The sequence below is a fragment of the Cesiribacter sp. SM1 genome (assembly GCF_020178975.1).
In the GTDB taxonomy this organism is placed as follows: Bacteria; Bacteroidota; Bacteroidia; order Cytophagales; family Cyclobacteriaceae; genus Cesiribacter.
The window spans coordinates 1-14,985 of sequence record NZ_JAHXBU010000080.1; the positions used below are offsets into that span (position 1 = coordinate 1).

Below are 14,985 nucleotides of genomic sequence, written 5' to 3' on the forward strand. Positions count from 1 at the left end.
TGTAATACTAACTCATCCTCTCTGTTTATCTCTAGCTTCTTTAATAGCTTACCCATCTTACCTCCTTTTTATTGGAAATGAAAAAGCTACTACTTTAGTTCTATTAATTATTTTGGAAGAGCACTAGCTGTGGGTTTAGTGGGGTTATTGAAAGCAAACGGTATGATGAGGAGCTAAAGGAGCAGGTAGTGAAGGCATCCCTTGAGAGAAGCTCTTCCAGAGGCCTTGCCAGAACCTATGGCATTAGCCATCAGACGGCACTGCGGTGGATTAAAAAAAAGCCCAGGAGCTGATTTTCACCGACAGCCTTGCTGGCTCTAAAAGTGATGATATACTGGAACTAGACGAGCTATGGCGGCCGCCGCCTTTAGCTTTGAGAGGTAGTACAAAACCAAGATAGGCAGTAGTATCTTTAAAACATACCGGCTTAGGTGAACTAAGGCCGCCGCTGGATAAGATCCAACCCGCGATTTAGTACCTAAGCCGGTTGATAAGGACAAGCTTCAGATAGAAATTCAGGCTTAAGGCCTAGTAGCAAGGTTTCGAAAGTGTCCCTATCCTTTTTGATTTATCCTTAAAAGTGAAGTTATGAAATTTTCTTTTTTCATCGGGGTAGACATTAGCAAAAAGACCTTAGATTTTGCTGTAAGAGATCACTACAAGCTTATTTTTCATCTAAAGGTGGAGAACTCTGCGGCTGGCCTTAAAGAGTTTAAAGCCGAATGTAAAGCACATGGGGTAGAGTTAAAACACAGTCTTTTGTGCTGCGAGCATACTGGCCTTTACAGTCAATGCCTGCTTAGTCTGCTTTCTGGAGAAGACTGTTCCCTGTGGCTGGAATCTTCCCTTCGAATCAAACGCTCCATAGGCTTGCAAAGAGGTAAGAATGATAAAGTAGATGCCATCAGGATCAGTGAATACGCCTTCCGCTATGCTGATAAGGCCCTGCTCTGGCAGCCAGAGCGAGGAGTGCTACTGGAGATAAAGCAGCTTGTTTCATTGAGAAAAAGGTTGCTCAATGCTAAGAACGCCTTGAAGGTACCTTTAGGAGAATTAGCTGGTTTCCAAAATAAGAAGCTTCTAAAAGAGCTGGAAAAGCTGAATAAAAAGCCTGTTGAGGCACTGGAGAAGCAGATTGCAACGATAGAGAAAAAGATCAGGAGTCTTATCAAAGAAGATGAAACGCTAAGCCAGCTTTTTGCATGGGTTACTTCTGTGGATGGCGTAGGTGAGGTGATTTTCTGGGAGGTTATCACTACCACTAACGAGTTTAAACTCTTTAAGTGCCCCAGAAAATTTGCTTGCTATGCAGGTGTTTCTCCTTTCGAACATTCTTCAGGGACAAGCATCAGGGGTAAGACCAGGGTCAGTCAGTTTGCCAATAAGAAAATGAAGAAACTCTTTCACATGGGAGCGATGGCAGCCATATGTAAAGAAGGAGAATTAGCCAACTACTACTACAGGAAAGTGGAAGAAGGAAAAAGCAAAATGGCTGTACTCAATGCCATTAGAAACAAGATCATTCACCGAATCTTTGCCTGCGTCAGAGACAACAGAAAATATGAAAAAAACTATACGACTGCGTTTGTTTGAACCATAGAAATCGCGGAGCTTTGTAAGGGGTAAATGGCGGCAGAAATGGCTCTGGCCGCAGCGGCGGACCGTTAGCCTTGAACAGGAGAACCAGACAGATTGTAGCCTTTTCATCGGAGACCGCAGCAAAAGAAGCTGTCAAGAGCTCTGGAAGAGCATTCCTCAGAATTATCAGCACTGCTACAGCTACTCTGATCTTCTTGAAGCTTACCAGCAGGTCTTTGGCGGTAAAAAGCACACCAGCGTAGGAAAAGATAGCGGAGAGACTAATCATATTGAGCGGTTTAATTGCACCATCCGACAAAGAGTATGCAGGTACGTGAGAAAAACTTTATCTTTCTCAAAGTCAGACACTATGCACTTCCTCTATACAAAACTGTTCCTTTTCTACTATAACGAATCACTCAAATAGTGACACTACCCATATATGCTCTCACACAAACATTTGATTTTCATGGAAGTGGCCAGGGTACTGAGTTTTACCAAGGCAAGTGAAACGCTATATATCAGCCAGTCTGCCATCAGCAAGCAGGTGAAGGGATTAGAGGAATTTTATAAGATTGGCTTATTTGAGCGGACTGGAAACCATATCAGCCTCACTGTGGCAGGAAAATTACTGTACCAAAAACTGCTGGTGGCAAAACAGCTGCAAGAAGAACTCCATCACGAGTTCAGGGACTTAAACGAACACTTCACCCCTCAGGTGAACATGGTGATCGGGGCAAGCACCACTATTTCCCTCTATATTCTGCCGCCAGTGTTGTCTGCATTCCTGGAGAAAAACCCCAAAGCACAGCTTGTCCTGAAAAACCGCAACAGTGAGAATATTGTAAAGGCGCTGCTTGACCATGAAATTGATCTGGGTATTGTAGAAGGGGTAAACAAATTAAGTAATTTAACCTACACCCCTTTTCTGACAGACGAAGTCATAGCGGTCTGCTCCTCAAGAAATCCACTTAAAAAGCGGCAATTAGAAGTTAAAGATTTATACCACATACCCCTTGCAATACGTGAGCCAGGCTCGGGCACCCTGGCGGTACTGGTTGAGGCACTGGAGAAAAAGCAGGTGAAACTGCTGGACCTCCCCATCAAAATCAGACTAGGTGGTACCGAAGCCTTAAAGAACTTTGTGCGGGTAGACACCTGCCTTGCGTTCCTGCCACGGCAGGCAGTGCTAAAAGAACTACAGTCAGGCGAACTGGTAGAGGTGCCGATAACGGGTCTCTCCGTAAAACGCAACTTTAATTTTATACAACGAAAAGGCGCTGAGAACCATTTTACCTATAAGGAATTTATCCGCTTCATGAAACGGATGTATTCCAAAAAGGAATGAGCTATTCCCTTTTACCGTTTTGTTTCGTCATAACAGATAGGCTTCTTGCCCCGGTAACAGCGTATCTATTAGATGGAATACACAAGCAAAACATCACCTGCCAGTCTGATTAGTTCTTTAGGATGCTCGTCCTGTGGCGCGTCTTACGATGCCCATGCCCTTCACAGCTTATCATCCTGCTGCCATCTTCCCTTGGTGGCCAGATACGAACATGAGGAGCCGCTGCATAAAGAAGTGCTCCAGAATCGTCCAGGCACCATGTGGCGCTATCGGGAGCTACTCCCGGTGCTTAAAAAAGAAAACATTGTAAGTCTGGGTGAAGGGTTTACACCTATTCTATCGCTGGATACCCTCGCCGGCAAATACAACTTCAGAGAGTTGCTCTTAAAGGACGAAGGCCAGAATCCCACCGGTTCTTTCAAGGCACGAGGCTTAAGTATGGCAGTCTCTAAAGCAAAAGAGCTTGGGATTGAGGGATGCATCATTCCTACCGCCGGCAATGCAGGCGTGGCCCTGGCAGCCTATTGTGCCAGGGCTGGCATGAAAGCAGTGGTTGTGATGCCTCACCACACACCAAAGGCTTTTCGGGAAGAATGTTATTGGTATGGCGCAGAAGTACACCTGGTCGATGGCTTGATCAATGATTGTGCCCATAAAGCAAAAGAACTTAACAGGGATGGCTCCTGGCTGGATGTGTCTACCTTGAAAGAGCCCTATAGGTTGGAAGGTAAAAAGACCATGGGCTACGAAATCGCCGAGCAGCTCAACTGGCAACTACCTGATGTTATCCTCTATCCTGCAGGCGGAGGCACTGGCCTTATTGGTATCTGGAAAGCTTTCCATGAACTTAAAGCCATTGGCTGGCTCCCTGAAGAAACTATACTTCCAAGAATGGTTGCCGTGCAGGCAGCAAACTGCATGCCTTTAGTAGAAACCTTCTTTGGCAGACAACCAAATGCACAACAGTATGTAGGCAAGCCTACCATTGCAAATGGACTTGCTGTACCCAGGCCAATCGGCGAACCCTTAATGCTGCATGTGCTTTCAGCATCAAAAGGAACAGCAATAGGGATTACAGAAGAGGAAATGATATTCAGCCTGCAGGAGCTTAGCAGCCTGGAAGGACTATTTGTTGCACCGGAAGGAGCCGCTCTTTGGATGGCTTCCCGCAAATTGCTGGCTGCTGGCTATATTCTTCCTGAAGAGCAGGTGCTGCTCCTGAATACAGGAAACGGCCAGAAGTACATGGAGAACATTGAAAACAAGTACAAAGGCTGACAGTAGCTTCAAGTACATTTCTATATTTAAGGATGAGGGTGGTAAAGGCTTTATAACGCTTTGCTTCCATAGTATCTGACTAAGAAAGCAAAGGCAGGACATGGTGATGCTTGCCCAGCAAATACGCATGGAAGTATGGAGTTCCCCCAAAAGACGGAGGGTTAGAAAAGGTTATGCAGCTAGTGCATAATGATTTGTTGTTTCAAATTTCTCAGGGCTCATATAGCCAATGGATGATAGCCAATGGATGAATGTCTTCTTTTGCGGTTATACCAGACCTCAATATACTCAAAGATATCCTGTTTAGCCTGCTGTCGGTTCTCATATTGCCGATGATACACCAGTTCTTGCTTTAAAGTAGCGAAGAAACTTTCCATGGCAGCATTATCATAACAGTTGCCTTTTCGACTCATAGAGCAGGTAATTTGCTGATCCAGAAGTAGTTTTTGATAATCTGTGCTGGCATATTGACTTCCTCGATCAGAGTGGTGCAGCAACCCCTTCTGCGGTTGGCGGGCCTTTAGGGCCATAGTCAGAGCAGTCATTACCAGTCCCTTTTCCATAGTCACATCCATAGACCATCCAACTACTTTTCTAGAATACAGATCCAGCACTGCAGCCAAGTAAAGCGGCAGCGGCCGACCGTCATCCTTCTTTGGTCCATATATAGCGGGGCGGCCCGTGCCGTGATGTCGGTAACCCACTTCTCATTAGGCCTGCTGGCTAAAAATTCCTGCTTGAGCTTATTTTCTGCCACTGGAAAACTATGCCAGGAATCCGTGGTGACCATAAATCTTCTTTTCCTTTTAGCAGCTATACCATTGATCTGCATCAGGCGTGCCACTTTATTTTCCGAGCACTTGATGCCTTTTTCTTTCAGATCATGGTAAACTCTGGGGCTGCCATAACTCTGGCGGCTCTCTTTATGAATGTTATTTATTTCCCTTAGGATAAGCTCATTTGCCTGCTGTCGCTTACTCTCAGGTCTACTGACCCAGGCATAGTAGCCACTTAGCGATGTGTCCATAGCCTGGCATAGGCGCTCCAGGGAATATTCCTCTCTGTGCTCCCTGATGAACTGAATTCCTTGGAATACTCCTTCCTTTTTGCCATAGTAGTTACTGGTTAGATTAAGTTAATATACTCTTTTCTAACCTTCCACTTTTTCGGGGGAATTCCAGTATCAGAAAAGAAAAGGCAGGAGTAAGCAAACACTATTACCAGCCTGGACGCAGATGCAATGGTTTAAAAGACGAATGAATCTTAAGCTTTTGATTCCATGAATATTATCTTGAACATCCGATAAACTTCCAGGCTATAGGAAGCAACATGATCACCCATAGCAGCAGCCTGCAGGGCTTAACGCCCATTGAGGCGGGAGATCGATGTATACCCTTCTAAGTCTACATAGGGGCTTACATAATCTTCTTTCAGCGGTTGCTCCCAGAGCAGGTCAGAGCTAAGGTATTTCTTGTTGCTGTCCGGCAGTACCGTTACCACCGTGGCTTCCGGCCCCAGCTCCTGCTGCAGGCGAATGGCACCGATCACATTGGCACCGGATGAAAAACCTACACCGAGTCCAAGCCGGCTTGTCAGCTTCTGGGCCATGCGGATGGCATCACTGTCATTGGCCTGTACAACGGCGTCCAATCTATCCAACTTTAGGATGGGTGGGATGAAATCATCAGAAATCCCCTGGATGCGGTGCATCCCCACCTTACAGCCGGTGGAAAGGGTAGACGACTGGGCCGGCTCCAGCGGGTGCAGGCGAATATGGGGGTTATGCCGGCGCAGGCAGGCTCCCACCCCCATGATGGTACCACCGGTGCCCACACCTGCCACGAAAGCATCCGGCTTTTTACCAAGCAGCTGCAGCTGATCCCGGATTTCAGGGCCTGTGGTTTGTTCATGGGCTTCGCAGTTCTGCCGGTTCTCGAACTGGCGCGGCAGAAATACCCGCGGATCCGCCAGGGCCATCTCCCCGGCTAGTTGGATGCTCCTTATAAAGCCTCCCTCCTGCTTGCTCACCAGTGTTACTTCCGCCCCCATACTCCTCATCAGCTCGGCCCTTTCCCGGGTAAGCCAGTCGGGCATGATGATGTGCACCGGGTGGCAAAGTGCCCGGCCGAGCGACGCAAAGGCAATGCCTGTATTGCCGCTGGTGGCCTCCACGATCGGGTCTCCCTCCCCGATAAGGCAGTCTCCATAGGCCTGTTGCAGGATGTGGAAAGCCATGCGGTCCTTGATGCTGCCGCTAGGGTTATAGTATTCGCATTTTAATGAGGTGAAAAGATCTTACTCTCATTAGAGCTTCAATAGTCAGGGTGCTGATCAGCATAGACTTTAGTAGCTATCCTATCTTTATTTTTTTCCAGCTATAATACTTCTGGTAAAGAAATGAGCACTATATAAAGGCCGGTGGAATGGCTCGTCTGCTTAAATAGGAAGGTTCTTCGCTGCGGGAAGTAACTAGTGGGTAAAATCAACTGGGCTACTCCACCAGGTATGGAAAGAATTTTCTACAACATCTGTTAAGAGCCTTCTTGTAAATAATTATTGCTAAAGGAAAAGAGAGACTACTGAGCGGGTAGAAGAAGAGTAGAATAAGCTTGTCAAAATGAAAAGGTATATTTTCATTTTGATAGTATTAGCAGGCAGATAAGTAGCTGCTCACATAATAATTATTTTTAATAAACCCTTTGTAAATATGATTGTTAGCGTATGTAGACCTCTTCTAACTTTCTTGGCATCATAGATGCACAATTTTGTGTATATTTTTTAATCTGGGCCTAATGAAAAAAGTAAAGAAGATCTTAATCATCGATGATGATGCTACAACCGCTTTCCTACATCAGCGATTATTGCAATGTATGGACGTTGCTGAAGAGATCGAGTACATCACTGATCCCCAGCAAGCACTAGAATACCTCCAAAACAACCGTTCTTCTGCTGCTGATCTGATCTTCTTAGATGTTGAGATGCCTCAAATGGATGGGTTTCAGTTTCTGGACAAATTGGAAGCTGGGGGTGTACCCTTAAAAGATGTCTCCATTGTGATGCACACTGCATCCATGTCCCCAGAGCATAAGAAAAAGGCCGAAACGCTTTATAGTGAGAAGTTGAAGGGGTTTGTGCAAAAGCCTCTAAGACCAGAGTGTATAAAAGAGGCTATTTCCAGAGTTAAAAGTGCATAACCAAAGCTACCACTGCGTGGGAGATAGAAGCCAAGCTACTCAAGACAAGAACGACTTTAACAGGGAAGAAAGGAGTGGTCAGATAACTAGCCCAACTCTTGGCCAGATAGTGAATATCCTGCTGGTTAGCACTTGCACTTCGAAATTATTTTGTGACAGTCGCATAACCTATTTTATGCTTGCAAGTATAGGGAAAGAATTAAGGGATTAGACCTTATTACAATAATTTGCTAAGGGTCTGAAATTGAGGGGGTAAAAGAACTAAGGCGGCAGGAAATCTTCTTTTTGTATTATGCGAATAATCAAAAGTGAAGAAATATCCCACCACCTGTTATTAAGCTTAACGAGTTTACGAGCAGAGGAGTTTATGGCTGTTTTATCAGAATTCGATAAGTTATGGCAGCAGTACCATTGCTATCATGATTTGAAAGGAAAGAAGAGAAGCCTGCCTAAGCACAATGAGCACAGTGATATTAGTCTCAAAGGCAGTCATGATAAGCTCTTATTCATTTTGATTTACCTGCATCGGACCGCCGAAGCGGCAAAGTCCTACTCAGGCATATCATGGATTAATGTTTTCCATGAGCCAAGGAAAGGTGAGCCAATGGCTGAAACTACTGCTGCCTTTATTGGAAAAGAGCCTGCATCGGCTCAAGATGCTTCCTCAAAGAACGGCAGATCAACTGTATTTGAGTCTGAAGGTACTGGCAGAGTACTTTATCCTGCTGGATGGCACTGAAAGACCTATTCCACGTTCTGTGGATTATGAGCGCCAGAGGTTCTACTACAGCGGTAAAAAGGGTGAGCACACGGTGAAAAACAACCTGATCATCAACAAAGAAAAAAAGGTGCTTTTCTTAAGTTCTACTGTAGAAGGAAGCATGCATGATAAGGCGCTGGCCGATGAAATGGAGTTGCTTTTTCCCCCTGAAGGAGTACTGATGCAGGATCTGGGATTTCTGGGCTATTCTCCTGATAAAGTGAAAGTAGTAATGCCGGAGAAAAAGCCTAAGAATCAAGAGCTATGTGATGAAGATAAAGCCTTTAACCAGCTTGTTTCCTCAATGAGAGTAACAGTGGAACATGCCATCAGTGGCATAAAAAGACTCAGAACTGTGCAGGAGAAAATCAGGCTCAGAATTGAAGAAATTCATGATAAGGTCATGCTAATTGCCTGTGGATTGCACAACCTTAGAATTGAGTATAGAAATTTATCGTAATAAGGTCTAATACCTGTAGCAGCGTTTTGCTATTTATGCAAGAAGATTGATATCTGAACAATACTTTTCATGCATGAGTATTTGTACGGAAAATACTGCTGTACAAACGGAATATTATACCAAATGTTGGATTTTTGGTTTATTACGGTTTTCCACTTCTTCCACTCTTTTCATAAATTCAGGAAATTCAACATCTCCATAAGAACCATAGGCCGTTGCAACAGTCCCTCTGAGGCCGCTAATTGTTTTCAAGACATATAGAATACTCATATCACCGGGGTCAGAATCTCCTTCAAACCGGTAATGTTTTAGAATTTTCACATCTTCTGGTGCAAACACTTTTTCAGACGAACAGCATTTTAATCCAGCAGCCGTAATGGTAAATTCTTCAGTAAAACCTTGGAGCCTTAACTCATTGGATATTTGCGAAAGTGTTGTTAGTCGGTGTTGGGCAGTGTTTTCCATAATAAATACTTTTAAACTATTTTCAATTATTAAATGTACCAAAACTGGGTTGTGTGCGGCTTATTTAATAGTGCGTGTATAGCTTATATTTTACGTTTTGAAGGAGAGAATAACTGAAAAAAAGTAAGTTCTTTTCTGTTAGTATGATGCTGGTCAGGTATATTTTTTTCTATACGATGGTACACTTATTATCAATGATGAATTTTCGCCATTCAAGTATCGTCTGAGATATTCCAGTAGATGATCCAGGAAAAGTACAAAGTTCTTCAGGTGATTCCGCCAAAGGCCCAATTCATAGCGGAATACACTCATTTGTTGGGAGCCTTTTGTTTGATGGCTAGCTTTCTCCTGAATTTCTTTAATGCTTTGATAGCAACTAAGGTATAGCCAGCACAAGCGCCCCCATCATCATCTGCACCTTGTATTCTTTCTGCACGTGCATTTATTCCTGGCCAATTGCACTGTTTTCAAACACTTAAACTGAACGAGCGGCCCCGATGCTCTCTATCCTGTATCTGTAGCCAAAATTCTTCACAGCTAAAGTTTGCTCATGGGTGCTGATCAAGCGCAGGTAATCTATTTTTCCAATCCTGCTCAGAAGAGCTTTCAGTACATAAAGTAAGACTGGCCTTGCAGAAAGAACCTTTTCAAAACCAGCCTTCCTACATTAGCTTTGGCCTTTTGCCCAAGCTTCTCAATATTTCTGCCGCTGCTTTCCACTTCCTTGTGATAGTTTTATTTTCGCAGCCTGCTCACAAATTCGAGGCCTACCTGCTACAGCCACACAAACCACTCGCTGCCAATGTAACACCGGGCGACCCAGTCATTTTCAACAAGCTGCACCTTTTCCTTTAACAGTTTGAAAGCCAGGTGTAGTAAAAGAAAAGCTTATGCTCTCCCTGATTGCTGATGCCTTGGGTGCTTAAGTCCTGCCGCCAGATAGGTACACTCACTCCTTGATATAGATTACCTCAAGTTCAAAACTGGAACGCCGGTTGATGGTAGGCCTCCCCGCCCCACTGCCAAGAACTGCCGTCTATGATAAGTAGCTAACTATTTTTCACCAATAAGGCTGCTGGTGACTTTAGCAATCCTCTCCAAAGCAGCTTATTTTTGGCTCCAAAGCTCAGCCAGCACTTTAGCCGCTGGTAGTGAGAAGGAGAATCCGTTACTGTGTTCCCCAGTAGCTTGCCTACTGATCCTTTCAGCTTCCAGAGATTTACCGCCCCCCGGTGGCTGTCCTCTGCTCCAGCAGCAAAGAGACTATCAGTAAGGTATTCTTTAGCCAGCTTGTTTACCATTCTGGTACGGCTTCCGTAACTTCGTTCAAAGCGAGGTTTCATTGCTTGTTATTTTTTTTTACGCACCATTACAACAAGATTTTGGAGTATTCAAAAGACAACCCCCTTTTACGTATCTTTTGATGTAGGAAAATTATCAGCTCCCCACTGCTCTTTTAGGTTAGTTTCAATAGTAAGGCTTAGAGCGGTAAGTGGTACATCTTCCAGCCTATTTTCAAAAGGATCTTCAGTTCGTTCTCCCACCATGTCAAGACACAGAAATACAAATGAGATGATAATGGTAAGAGGAATCGTAACACAGCCTATTTCCTCAATAAACACAAACGGAAGTAGGGTAGCATGGATAAATACAAACAACCTCGAGAAAAACTGTATTGACGGGGGAATGGTGTATTTTTTATTCGCTCGCTCCTGCCCTGAATGTTATTAAACTCTACCAGTGTCTCCTCCAACTTGACAAAACGGTAATCAGATAGCCACCCGCGCCTAAAAGAATTTTGCAAATCCTCGCCCTGCCGCACAAGTAAGTAATTTGGTGGATTGATTTTGTGCCAGAAGATCTCATATTCCTTATGATCTCTTAGTAAAACCCCAACCTTATATCTTGTACACTACTAGATAATTAAATCACTACTACTTGACCAAAGATGGAAAGAGCAGACGGTGAAGTATCTTAGGGAGCTTGATCACTTTCGGAAATAGGATCATTTGCAAAAAGTAGAGGCTTTATAGGGTAGGCTTTTGCAGTTTTTTGAATGGATTATAAAGTATCTTTATTTTCTAAGGGGAATTTCAAAATTCATGGCTAAAGTATAATGCTGTATATCAAATACATGGTAAGCCTGCGCTGCAAAATGTTAGTGAAACAGGAGCTGGCAAAGCTTGGTCTGCATTTCGTGGTGGTAGACCTGGAGGCGGTTGAGATTCTGGAGGACATAAGTCCTGAACAGCGAGAACAACTGAAATCTGTGCTGCTTCTTTCAGGCCTGGAGCTGCTTGATGATAAGCGAAGCATCTTGGTCGATAAAATAAAAAATGTGATCATTGAATTGATTCATCATACCGATGATCTCCCCAAAGTGAATTACTCCGATTACATCAGTGATAAACTTCAATATGATTACACCTACCTCTCTAATCTTTTCTCAGAGGTGAAAGGAACAACTATTCAGCAATTCATCATCAAGCATAAAATTGAACGGGTGAAGGAGATGCTGCTTTACGACGAACTTAATCTTACGGAGATTTCCTACCGCCTGCATTATAGCAGCGTTGCTCACCTTTCTGCCCAATTTAAAAAAGTAACGGGCCTCTCGCCCTCCTTCTTTAAGCAGCTAAAGCAAAAACGGCAGCATAACCTGGAGAATCTGTGATATCTGTAACTTCTTTCTTTTCTTCTGTAACACAATGTCTTACATATAAGACCACCTTTGTATTAGGCTAGTTTTACACCACAGGCCTAATACCATGAACAACAAATTCCCCTATGAGATGGATTGGGATGGAGCAAGAGGGAACGTTAAACAAAAGCTTTACCTGCTTACCCATGCCGACACAAGGCTTACGCTTATCAAGCAGGAGCCGGCGAAAGACCTGCTTAGGCCAAAAATTGGCAAGACCAAAGAAGAGCTTGAGATACTGATAGCAGAATTATTAAATGCACGCACAAGGTTAAACCTGAGTGGCTATTCCCTTAAAAATAAAGCTATATGAAAAAGTCACTACTTATGATGGCCATGCTGGCATTTTTGGCTTATCAGGCAAATGCCCAGAACCACAACCGCTTTCAGCTGGGGCTAAAAGCAGGTGCCAATTACGCGAATGTGTATGATACAGAAGGCGAAGCATTTAAGGCCAATGCAAAACCTGGGCTGGCAGCAGGTGTTTTTACTTCAATACCTGTTTTGAATTTTATTAGCATTCAGCCTGAAATCTTGTTTTCTCAAAAAGGGTTCAAAGCTTCAGGACGGCTATTGGGCAATTCCTACAGCCTTGAACGTACATCAAATTCCCTGGATGTACCTCTTTTAGTAGCTTTTAAGCCCTTCAGGGCATTTACGCTGCTGGCAGGGCCACAATACTCTTACCTGCTGAGTCAAAAGGATGTATTTGAAAATGGGGCCACCACCATCGAACAGGAACAGGAGTTTCTGAACGATGACTACCGCAAATACAACCTTGCTTTTGTGGGAGGAGCAGATGTAGCTGTAAAACATTTGGTGATAGGCGCAAGAGCCGGGTGGGATTTGATAAAGAACAATGGAAATGGTAACGCTGCCACTCCCCGCTACAAAAATGCATGGTTTCAGGCCACGGTAGGCTATATGTTTTAATAGCTGCTCGTTTATGCGATAAGCTACACCGGTATTTTTTGCCCGCCCTCCATCTCCTGGACGGCATTTGGCCACCGGCTTTACAAAGGGTGCCAAAATCATCCTGCAGACAGGAAAGTACTGCCTGTTTATTTCGAATGGCCATGCAATTTCCCTTTGTTCTACTACAAAGCCAGTTATGTGGAAAAAGCAAGATGAATTTAGAAGGGTTTTTGAGTAAATGGCCCCTGTATGCAGCACAGAAGCCTAAGTTTTCAGAGAGTCGGAAGAAGCTTAAACTAAAACAACCTATGTAAAGCAAGTAAAGTCAGAACAAAAGTATACATGGCTGGAAGTAAGTAAGGTACTCAGATCTGGAATGCTGTTTCCTCTCCTGCCAGAATATCGCTGAAACGCATCAAAAACATTATACTGATCAAAGGATTTTAGCAGGTAACCAACCGCTTGTAATCGAGAGACTTTAACTAATTTCAGCTTTTATCTGCTGAAAAGGCTGTGCTAACATTAGCGCGTATGATAAAAAAGTCTATCAGCAGCTGTTGTAGCAAATATCAGAAGCTATCGGTTGTCATATATGAAAGGCACCAAATGGAGGAGATTCCGGTAGCATTATCTGTAATACTGCCGGAATCTCTATTTTAATAATGCTAGTATGTTATACTGGCTTTAGAAGTTCATTTTAACCCTGCAATGCCGGTATGCTTTTTTGGCATGATAGGCTTCTTCGCCCATCTTTCTCAGGGTTCGGTAATGCGACTGCAGTGCAGAAAAGAAACTTGAACACTCCAGGTAAGGGAGGCCAAATTCTTTAGCCGTTTGTTTTACAATTCCTGAAATGGCTGGGTAATGCACATGACAGATCTTTGGAAATAGGTGATGTTCAATTTGCCTGTTAAGCCCACCCAGCAGAAAGCTTGCCACTGCACTGTTGGGCGCAAAATTGGCCGTTGTGCTCATTTGATGCTCGGCCCAGGCTTCCTCTACATTCCCCTCTTCATTGGGCATTGGAAAGTATGTTCCCTCCACTACATGTGCCAACTGAAAGACAAGGCCTATCACAAAACCTTCGGCCAGGTGCATGAGTAGAAAAGCAATTAATACCTGCCACCAGCTAAAAGGCAATAGTATGATGGGTAAGCCAATAAACAGAAAATAATATAGAAACTTAAAGAAAAAAAGGTTGAAGTACTCTTTTCGTGGGTGCTTCGCCTGATGCTGACCAATCTGTTTCTGAAAGAACTTTATATAGTCCTTACGTAATACCCAGGAAAGTGAGGCAAAGCCATAGAGCAGGAAAGCGTAAAAGTGCTGATAACGTTGTATCTTATTTACCTTTTCGCTTTCATCCAAACGGATCAGACCAGGGGCTATCTCAATATCCTCATCATGGCCCGGGATGTTGGTATAGGTATGGTGCACGATGTTATGGGTAAGATCCCACAGATAAGGGTTTGCACCAATAAGGTGGAAAATCGTACTAAGCCCTCTATTCAATCTGGCACTTTTAGTAAAAGAACCATGAATAGCATCGTGGCATACATTGAAACCAATAAAGGCTGCAAATACACCCAGCAGTAGGGTCATGCCCAGCATCATCCAGCTACCAAACCAACCAGATATAATCAGGCCGTAGAGCGAAATATAAACAAGCAGATTGAAGCTTGTGTTGATCCACATCAGACTATTGGCATTTTTGGAAATATTCTTTTCTTTAAAATAGGAATCTACTCTTTTACGAACTGTAGCAAAGAAAGCCGATTGGTCTTTAGGTAGTGTAACCTATTGAAAGATTATCTTGTTGATGAATAAACAAGAAAATCAGTCAATGGGTTACACTACCTAATCACAGCATTATGAACGGATATGATAATACCAACAGCATCTTCAAAATTGAGCAGGATCTTGATAATATACAACTGAACACATTCGGAAAGTATCGCATGAGCGCTGGGCTAAGTGATGTTCATTCAACGACCGGTCAAAAGATAGGAGAAATAAAATCTGTAGTCACAGACTCTGAAACAAGAACAATAGAATATGTTGTCTTTCAGTTCGATCACATTTTTGGGTTAGGTGAGAAAAATTATTTTCTTCCATGGGACAAACTTAATATAGAATATCCCAGCAAAGTTCTTTTCATGCTAGTGCTCTTCCAATTTAATCCATAGAAATTGCATTAGCTTTATTGACAGCTAGATATTGCCGCGATAGCTTTTCTCTGGCAGTGTTGACAGTAAAGCTCCAATGGATTTTAGCTCTTCGTTTATT

The 14,985-nt window shown here is 43.6% G+C and carries 16 protein-coding genes and 3 pseudogenes; 12 read left to right on the forward strand and 7 right to left on the reverse strand.

Translation table 11 applies throughout. The features are described 5' to 3' along the window. Positions 1-146: 146 nt before the first annotated feature. From KWJ01_RS28320 to KWJ01_RS13415, 5 genes and pseudogenes are all read left to right on the forward strand, one after another. Positions 147-293, forward strand: a complete 147-nt coding sequence (locus KWJ01_RS28320; protein ID WP_370634718.1) for a transposase — start codon at positions 147-149, stop codon at positions 291-293. Positions 294-588: 295 nt separating this feature from the next. Beyond that, positions 589-1,593: an IS110 family transposase gene (locus KWJ01_RS13400; protein WP_224996990.1), complete on the forward strand. Its 1,005-nt coding sequence runs from the start codon at positions 589-591 to the stop codon at positions 1,591-1,593. A 28-nt stretch (positions 1,594-1,621) separates the two neighbouring features. Beyond that, a pseudogene (locus tag KWJ01_RS13405) lies at positions 1,622-2,005 on the forward strand (IS1 family transposase); the annotation flags it as partial. A 42-nt stretch (positions 2,006-2,047) separates the two neighbouring features. Next, positions 2,048-2,926, forward strand: a complete 879-nt coding sequence (locus KWJ01_RS13410; RefSeq protein ID WP_224996991.1) for a LysR substrate-binding domain-containing protein — start codon at positions 2,048-2,050, stop codon at positions 2,924-2,926. A gap of 72 nt (positions 2,927-2,998) precedes the next feature. After that, positions 2,999-4,204 (forward strand): threonine synthase, encoded by a 1,206-nt coding sequence (locus tag KWJ01_RS13415; RefSeq protein WP_224996992.1) that lies wholly within the window; start codon positions 2,999-3,001, stop codon positions 4,202-4,204. 218 nt (positions 4,205-4,422) lie between these two features. Here the strand turns inward: KWJ01_RS13415 and KWJ01_RS13420 are convergent, their stop codons facing one another. The 3 genes and pseudogenes from KWJ01_RS13420 to KWJ01_RS13430 all read right to left on the reverse strand — a co-directional run. Next, on the reverse strand, positions 4,423-4,908 hold the full coding sequence (locus tag KWJ01_RS13420) for an IS3 family transposase (RefSeq protein WP_224996993.1): 486 nt from the start codon (positions 4,906-4,908) through the stop codon (positions 4,423-4,425). Continuing rightward, positions 4,791-5,231 carry an IS3 family transposase gene (locus KWJ01_RS13425; protein ID WP_224996994.1) on the reverse strand — a complete coding sequence of 147 codons (441 nt, stop codon included), beginning with the start codon at positions 5,229-5,231 and terminating at the stop codon, positions 4,791-4,793. Before KWJ01_RS13425 ends, KWJ01_RS13420 begins: the two co-directional genes overlap by 118 nt. Positions 5,232-5,563: 332 nt before the next feature. After that, positions 5,564-6,472, reverse strand: a pseudogene (locus KWJ01_RS13430) (PLP-dependent cysteine synthase family protein); the annotation flags it as partial. A gap of 524 nt (positions 6,473-6,996) precedes the next feature. Between KWJ01_RS13430 and KWJ01_RS13435 the strand changes: the two are divergent. The 3 genes from KWJ01_RS13435 (at position 6,997) to KWJ01_RS13445 (ending at position 8,618) form a co-directional block, all read left to right on the forward strand. Then, positions 6,997-7,398, forward strand: a complete 402-nt coding sequence (locus KWJ01_RS13435) for a response regulator (RefSeq protein WP_224996995.1) — start codon at positions 6,997-6,999, stop codon at positions 7,396-7,398. A 292-nt stretch (positions 7,399-7,690) separates the two neighbouring features. Further along, a complete protein-coding gene (locus KWJ01_RS13440) occupies positions 7,691-8,137 on the forward strand; it encodes a hypothetical protein (protein WP_224996996.1) in 447 nt (148 codons plus the stop codon). Then, entirely contained in the window at positions 8,088-8,618 is a 531-nt protein-coding gene (locus tag KWJ01_RS13445; protein ID WP_224996997.1) for a transposase family protein, read from the forward strand. Before KWJ01_RS13440 ends, KWJ01_RS13445 begins: the two co-directional genes overlap by 50 nt. A gap of 114 nt (positions 8,619-8,732) precedes the next feature. On the opposite strand, the gene KWJ01_RS13450 is transcribed toward KWJ01_RS13445, so the two are convergent. The 3 genes and pseudogenes from KWJ01_RS13450 to KWJ01_RS28325 form a co-directional block, all read right to left on the reverse strand. Beyond that, positions 8,733-9,083: a hypothetical protein gene (locus tag KWJ01_RS13450; RefSeq protein ID WP_224996999.1), complete on the reverse strand. Its 351-nt coding sequence runs from the start codon at positions 9,081-9,083 to the stop codon at positions 8,733-8,735. Positions 9,084-10,132: 1,049 nt separating this feature from the next. Beyond that, positions 10,133-10,426, reverse strand: a complete 294-nt coding sequence (locus KWJ01_RS13455; protein WP_224997001.1) for a hypothetical protein — start codon at positions 10,424-10,426, stop codon at positions 10,133-10,135. Between the two features lie 66 nt (positions 10,427-10,492). Continuing rightward, positions 10,493-10,905, reverse strand: a pseudogene (locus KWJ01_RS28325) (bestrophin family ion channel). 291 nt (positions 10,906-11,196) lie between these two features. Here KWJ01_RS28325 and KWJ01_RS13465 point away from each other — a divergent pair. From KWJ01_RS13465 to KWJ01_RS13475, 3 genes are all read left to right on the forward strand, one after another. After that, positions 11,197-11,757 carry an AraC family transcriptional regulator gene (locus tag KWJ01_RS13465; protein WP_224997011.1) on the forward strand — a complete coding sequence of 187 codons (561 nt, stop codon included), beginning with the start codon at positions 11,197-11,199 and terminating at the stop codon, positions 11,755-11,757. Between the two features lie 94 nt (positions 11,758-11,851). Further along, positions 11,852-12,097, forward strand: coding sequence for a hypothetical protein (locus KWJ01_RS13470; RefSeq protein ID WP_224997003.1), 246 nt, complete (start codon positions 11,852-11,854; stop codon positions 12,095-12,097). Further along, the gene (locus KWJ01_RS13475) at positions 12,094-12,717 is read left to right on the forward strand and encodes a porin family protein (protein ID WP_224997005.1); all 624 of its coding nucleotides are present in this window, start codon (positions 12,094-12,096) and stop codon (positions 12,715-12,717) included. Before KWJ01_RS13470 ends, KWJ01_RS13475 begins: the two co-directional genes overlap by 4 nt. A 666-nt stretch (positions 12,718-13,383) precedes the next feature. Here KWJ01_RS13475 and KWJ01_RS13480 read toward each other — a convergent pair. Beyond that, complete coding sequence (locus KWJ01_RS13480) at positions 13,384-14,394, reverse strand: acyl-CoA desaturase (protein ID WP_224997006.1); 1,011 nt, start codon at positions 14,392-14,394, stop codon at positions 13,384-13,386. A 176-nt stretch (positions 14,395-14,570) separates the two neighbouring features. Between KWJ01_RS13480 and KWJ01_RS13485 the strand changes: the two genes are divergently transcribed. After that, positions 14,571-14,885 carry a PRC-barrel domain-containing protein gene (locus KWJ01_RS13485; RefSeq protein ID WP_224997009.1) on the forward strand — a complete coding sequence of 105 codons (315 nt, stop codon included), beginning with the start codon at positions 14,571-14,573 and terminating at the stop codon, positions 14,883-14,885. Positions 14,886-14,985 lie beyond the last annotated feature (100 nt).

What these genes read in the sequence shown, in the direction of transcription:
- KWJ01_RS13400 (WP_224996990.1), top strand. Translation starts at nt 589, where the DNA reads ATGAAATTTTCTTTTTTCATCGGGGTAGACATTAGCAAAAAGACCTTA.
- KWJ01_RS13410 (WP_224996991.1), top strand. Translation starts at nt 2,048, where the DNA reads ATGGAAGTGGCCAGGGTACTGAGTTTTACCAAGGCAAGTGAAACGCTA.
- KWJ01_RS13415 (WP_224996992.1), top strand. Translation starts at nt 2,999, where the DNA reads ATGGAATACACAAGCAAAACATCACCTGCCAGTCTGATTAGTTCTTTA.
- KWJ01_RS13425 (WP_224996994.1), bottom strand. Translation starts at nt 5,231, where the DNA reads ATGGACACATCGCTAAGTGGCTACTATGCCTGGGTCAGTAGACCTGAG.
- KWJ01_RS13435 (WP_224996995.1), top strand. Translation starts at nt 6,997, where the DNA reads ATGAAAAAAGTAAAGAAGATCTTAATCATCGATGATGATGCTACAACC.
- KWJ01_RS13440 (WP_224996996.1), top strand. Translation starts at nt 7,691, where the DNA reads ATGCGAATAATCAAAAGTGAAGAAATATCCCACCACCTGTTATTAAGC.
- KWJ01_RS13450 (WP_224996999.1), bottom strand. Translation starts at nt 9,083, where the DNA reads ATGGAAAACACTGCCCAACACCGACTAACAACACTTTCGCAAATATCC.
- KWJ01_RS13455 (WP_224997001.1), bottom strand. Translation starts at nt 10,426, where the DNA reads ATGAAACCTCGCTTTGAACGAAGTTACGGAAGCCGTACCAGAATGGTA.
- KWJ01_RS13470 (WP_224997003.1), top strand. Translation starts at nt 11,852, where the DNA reads ATGAACAACAAATTCCCCTATGAGATGGATTGGGATGGAGCAAGAGGG.
- KWJ01_RS13475 (WP_224997005.1), top strand. Translation starts at nt 12,094, where the DNA reads ATGAAAAAGTCACTACTTATGATGGCCATGCTGGCATTTTTGGCTTAT.
- KWJ01_RS13480 (WP_224997006.1), bottom strand. Translation starts at nt 14,394, where the DNA reads ATGTGGATCAACACAAGCTTCAATCTGCTTGTTTATATTTCGCTCTAC.
- KWJ01_RS13485 (WP_224997009.1), top strand. Translation starts at nt 14,571, where the DNA reads ATGAACGGATATGATAATACCAACAGCATCTTCAAAATTGAGCAGGAT.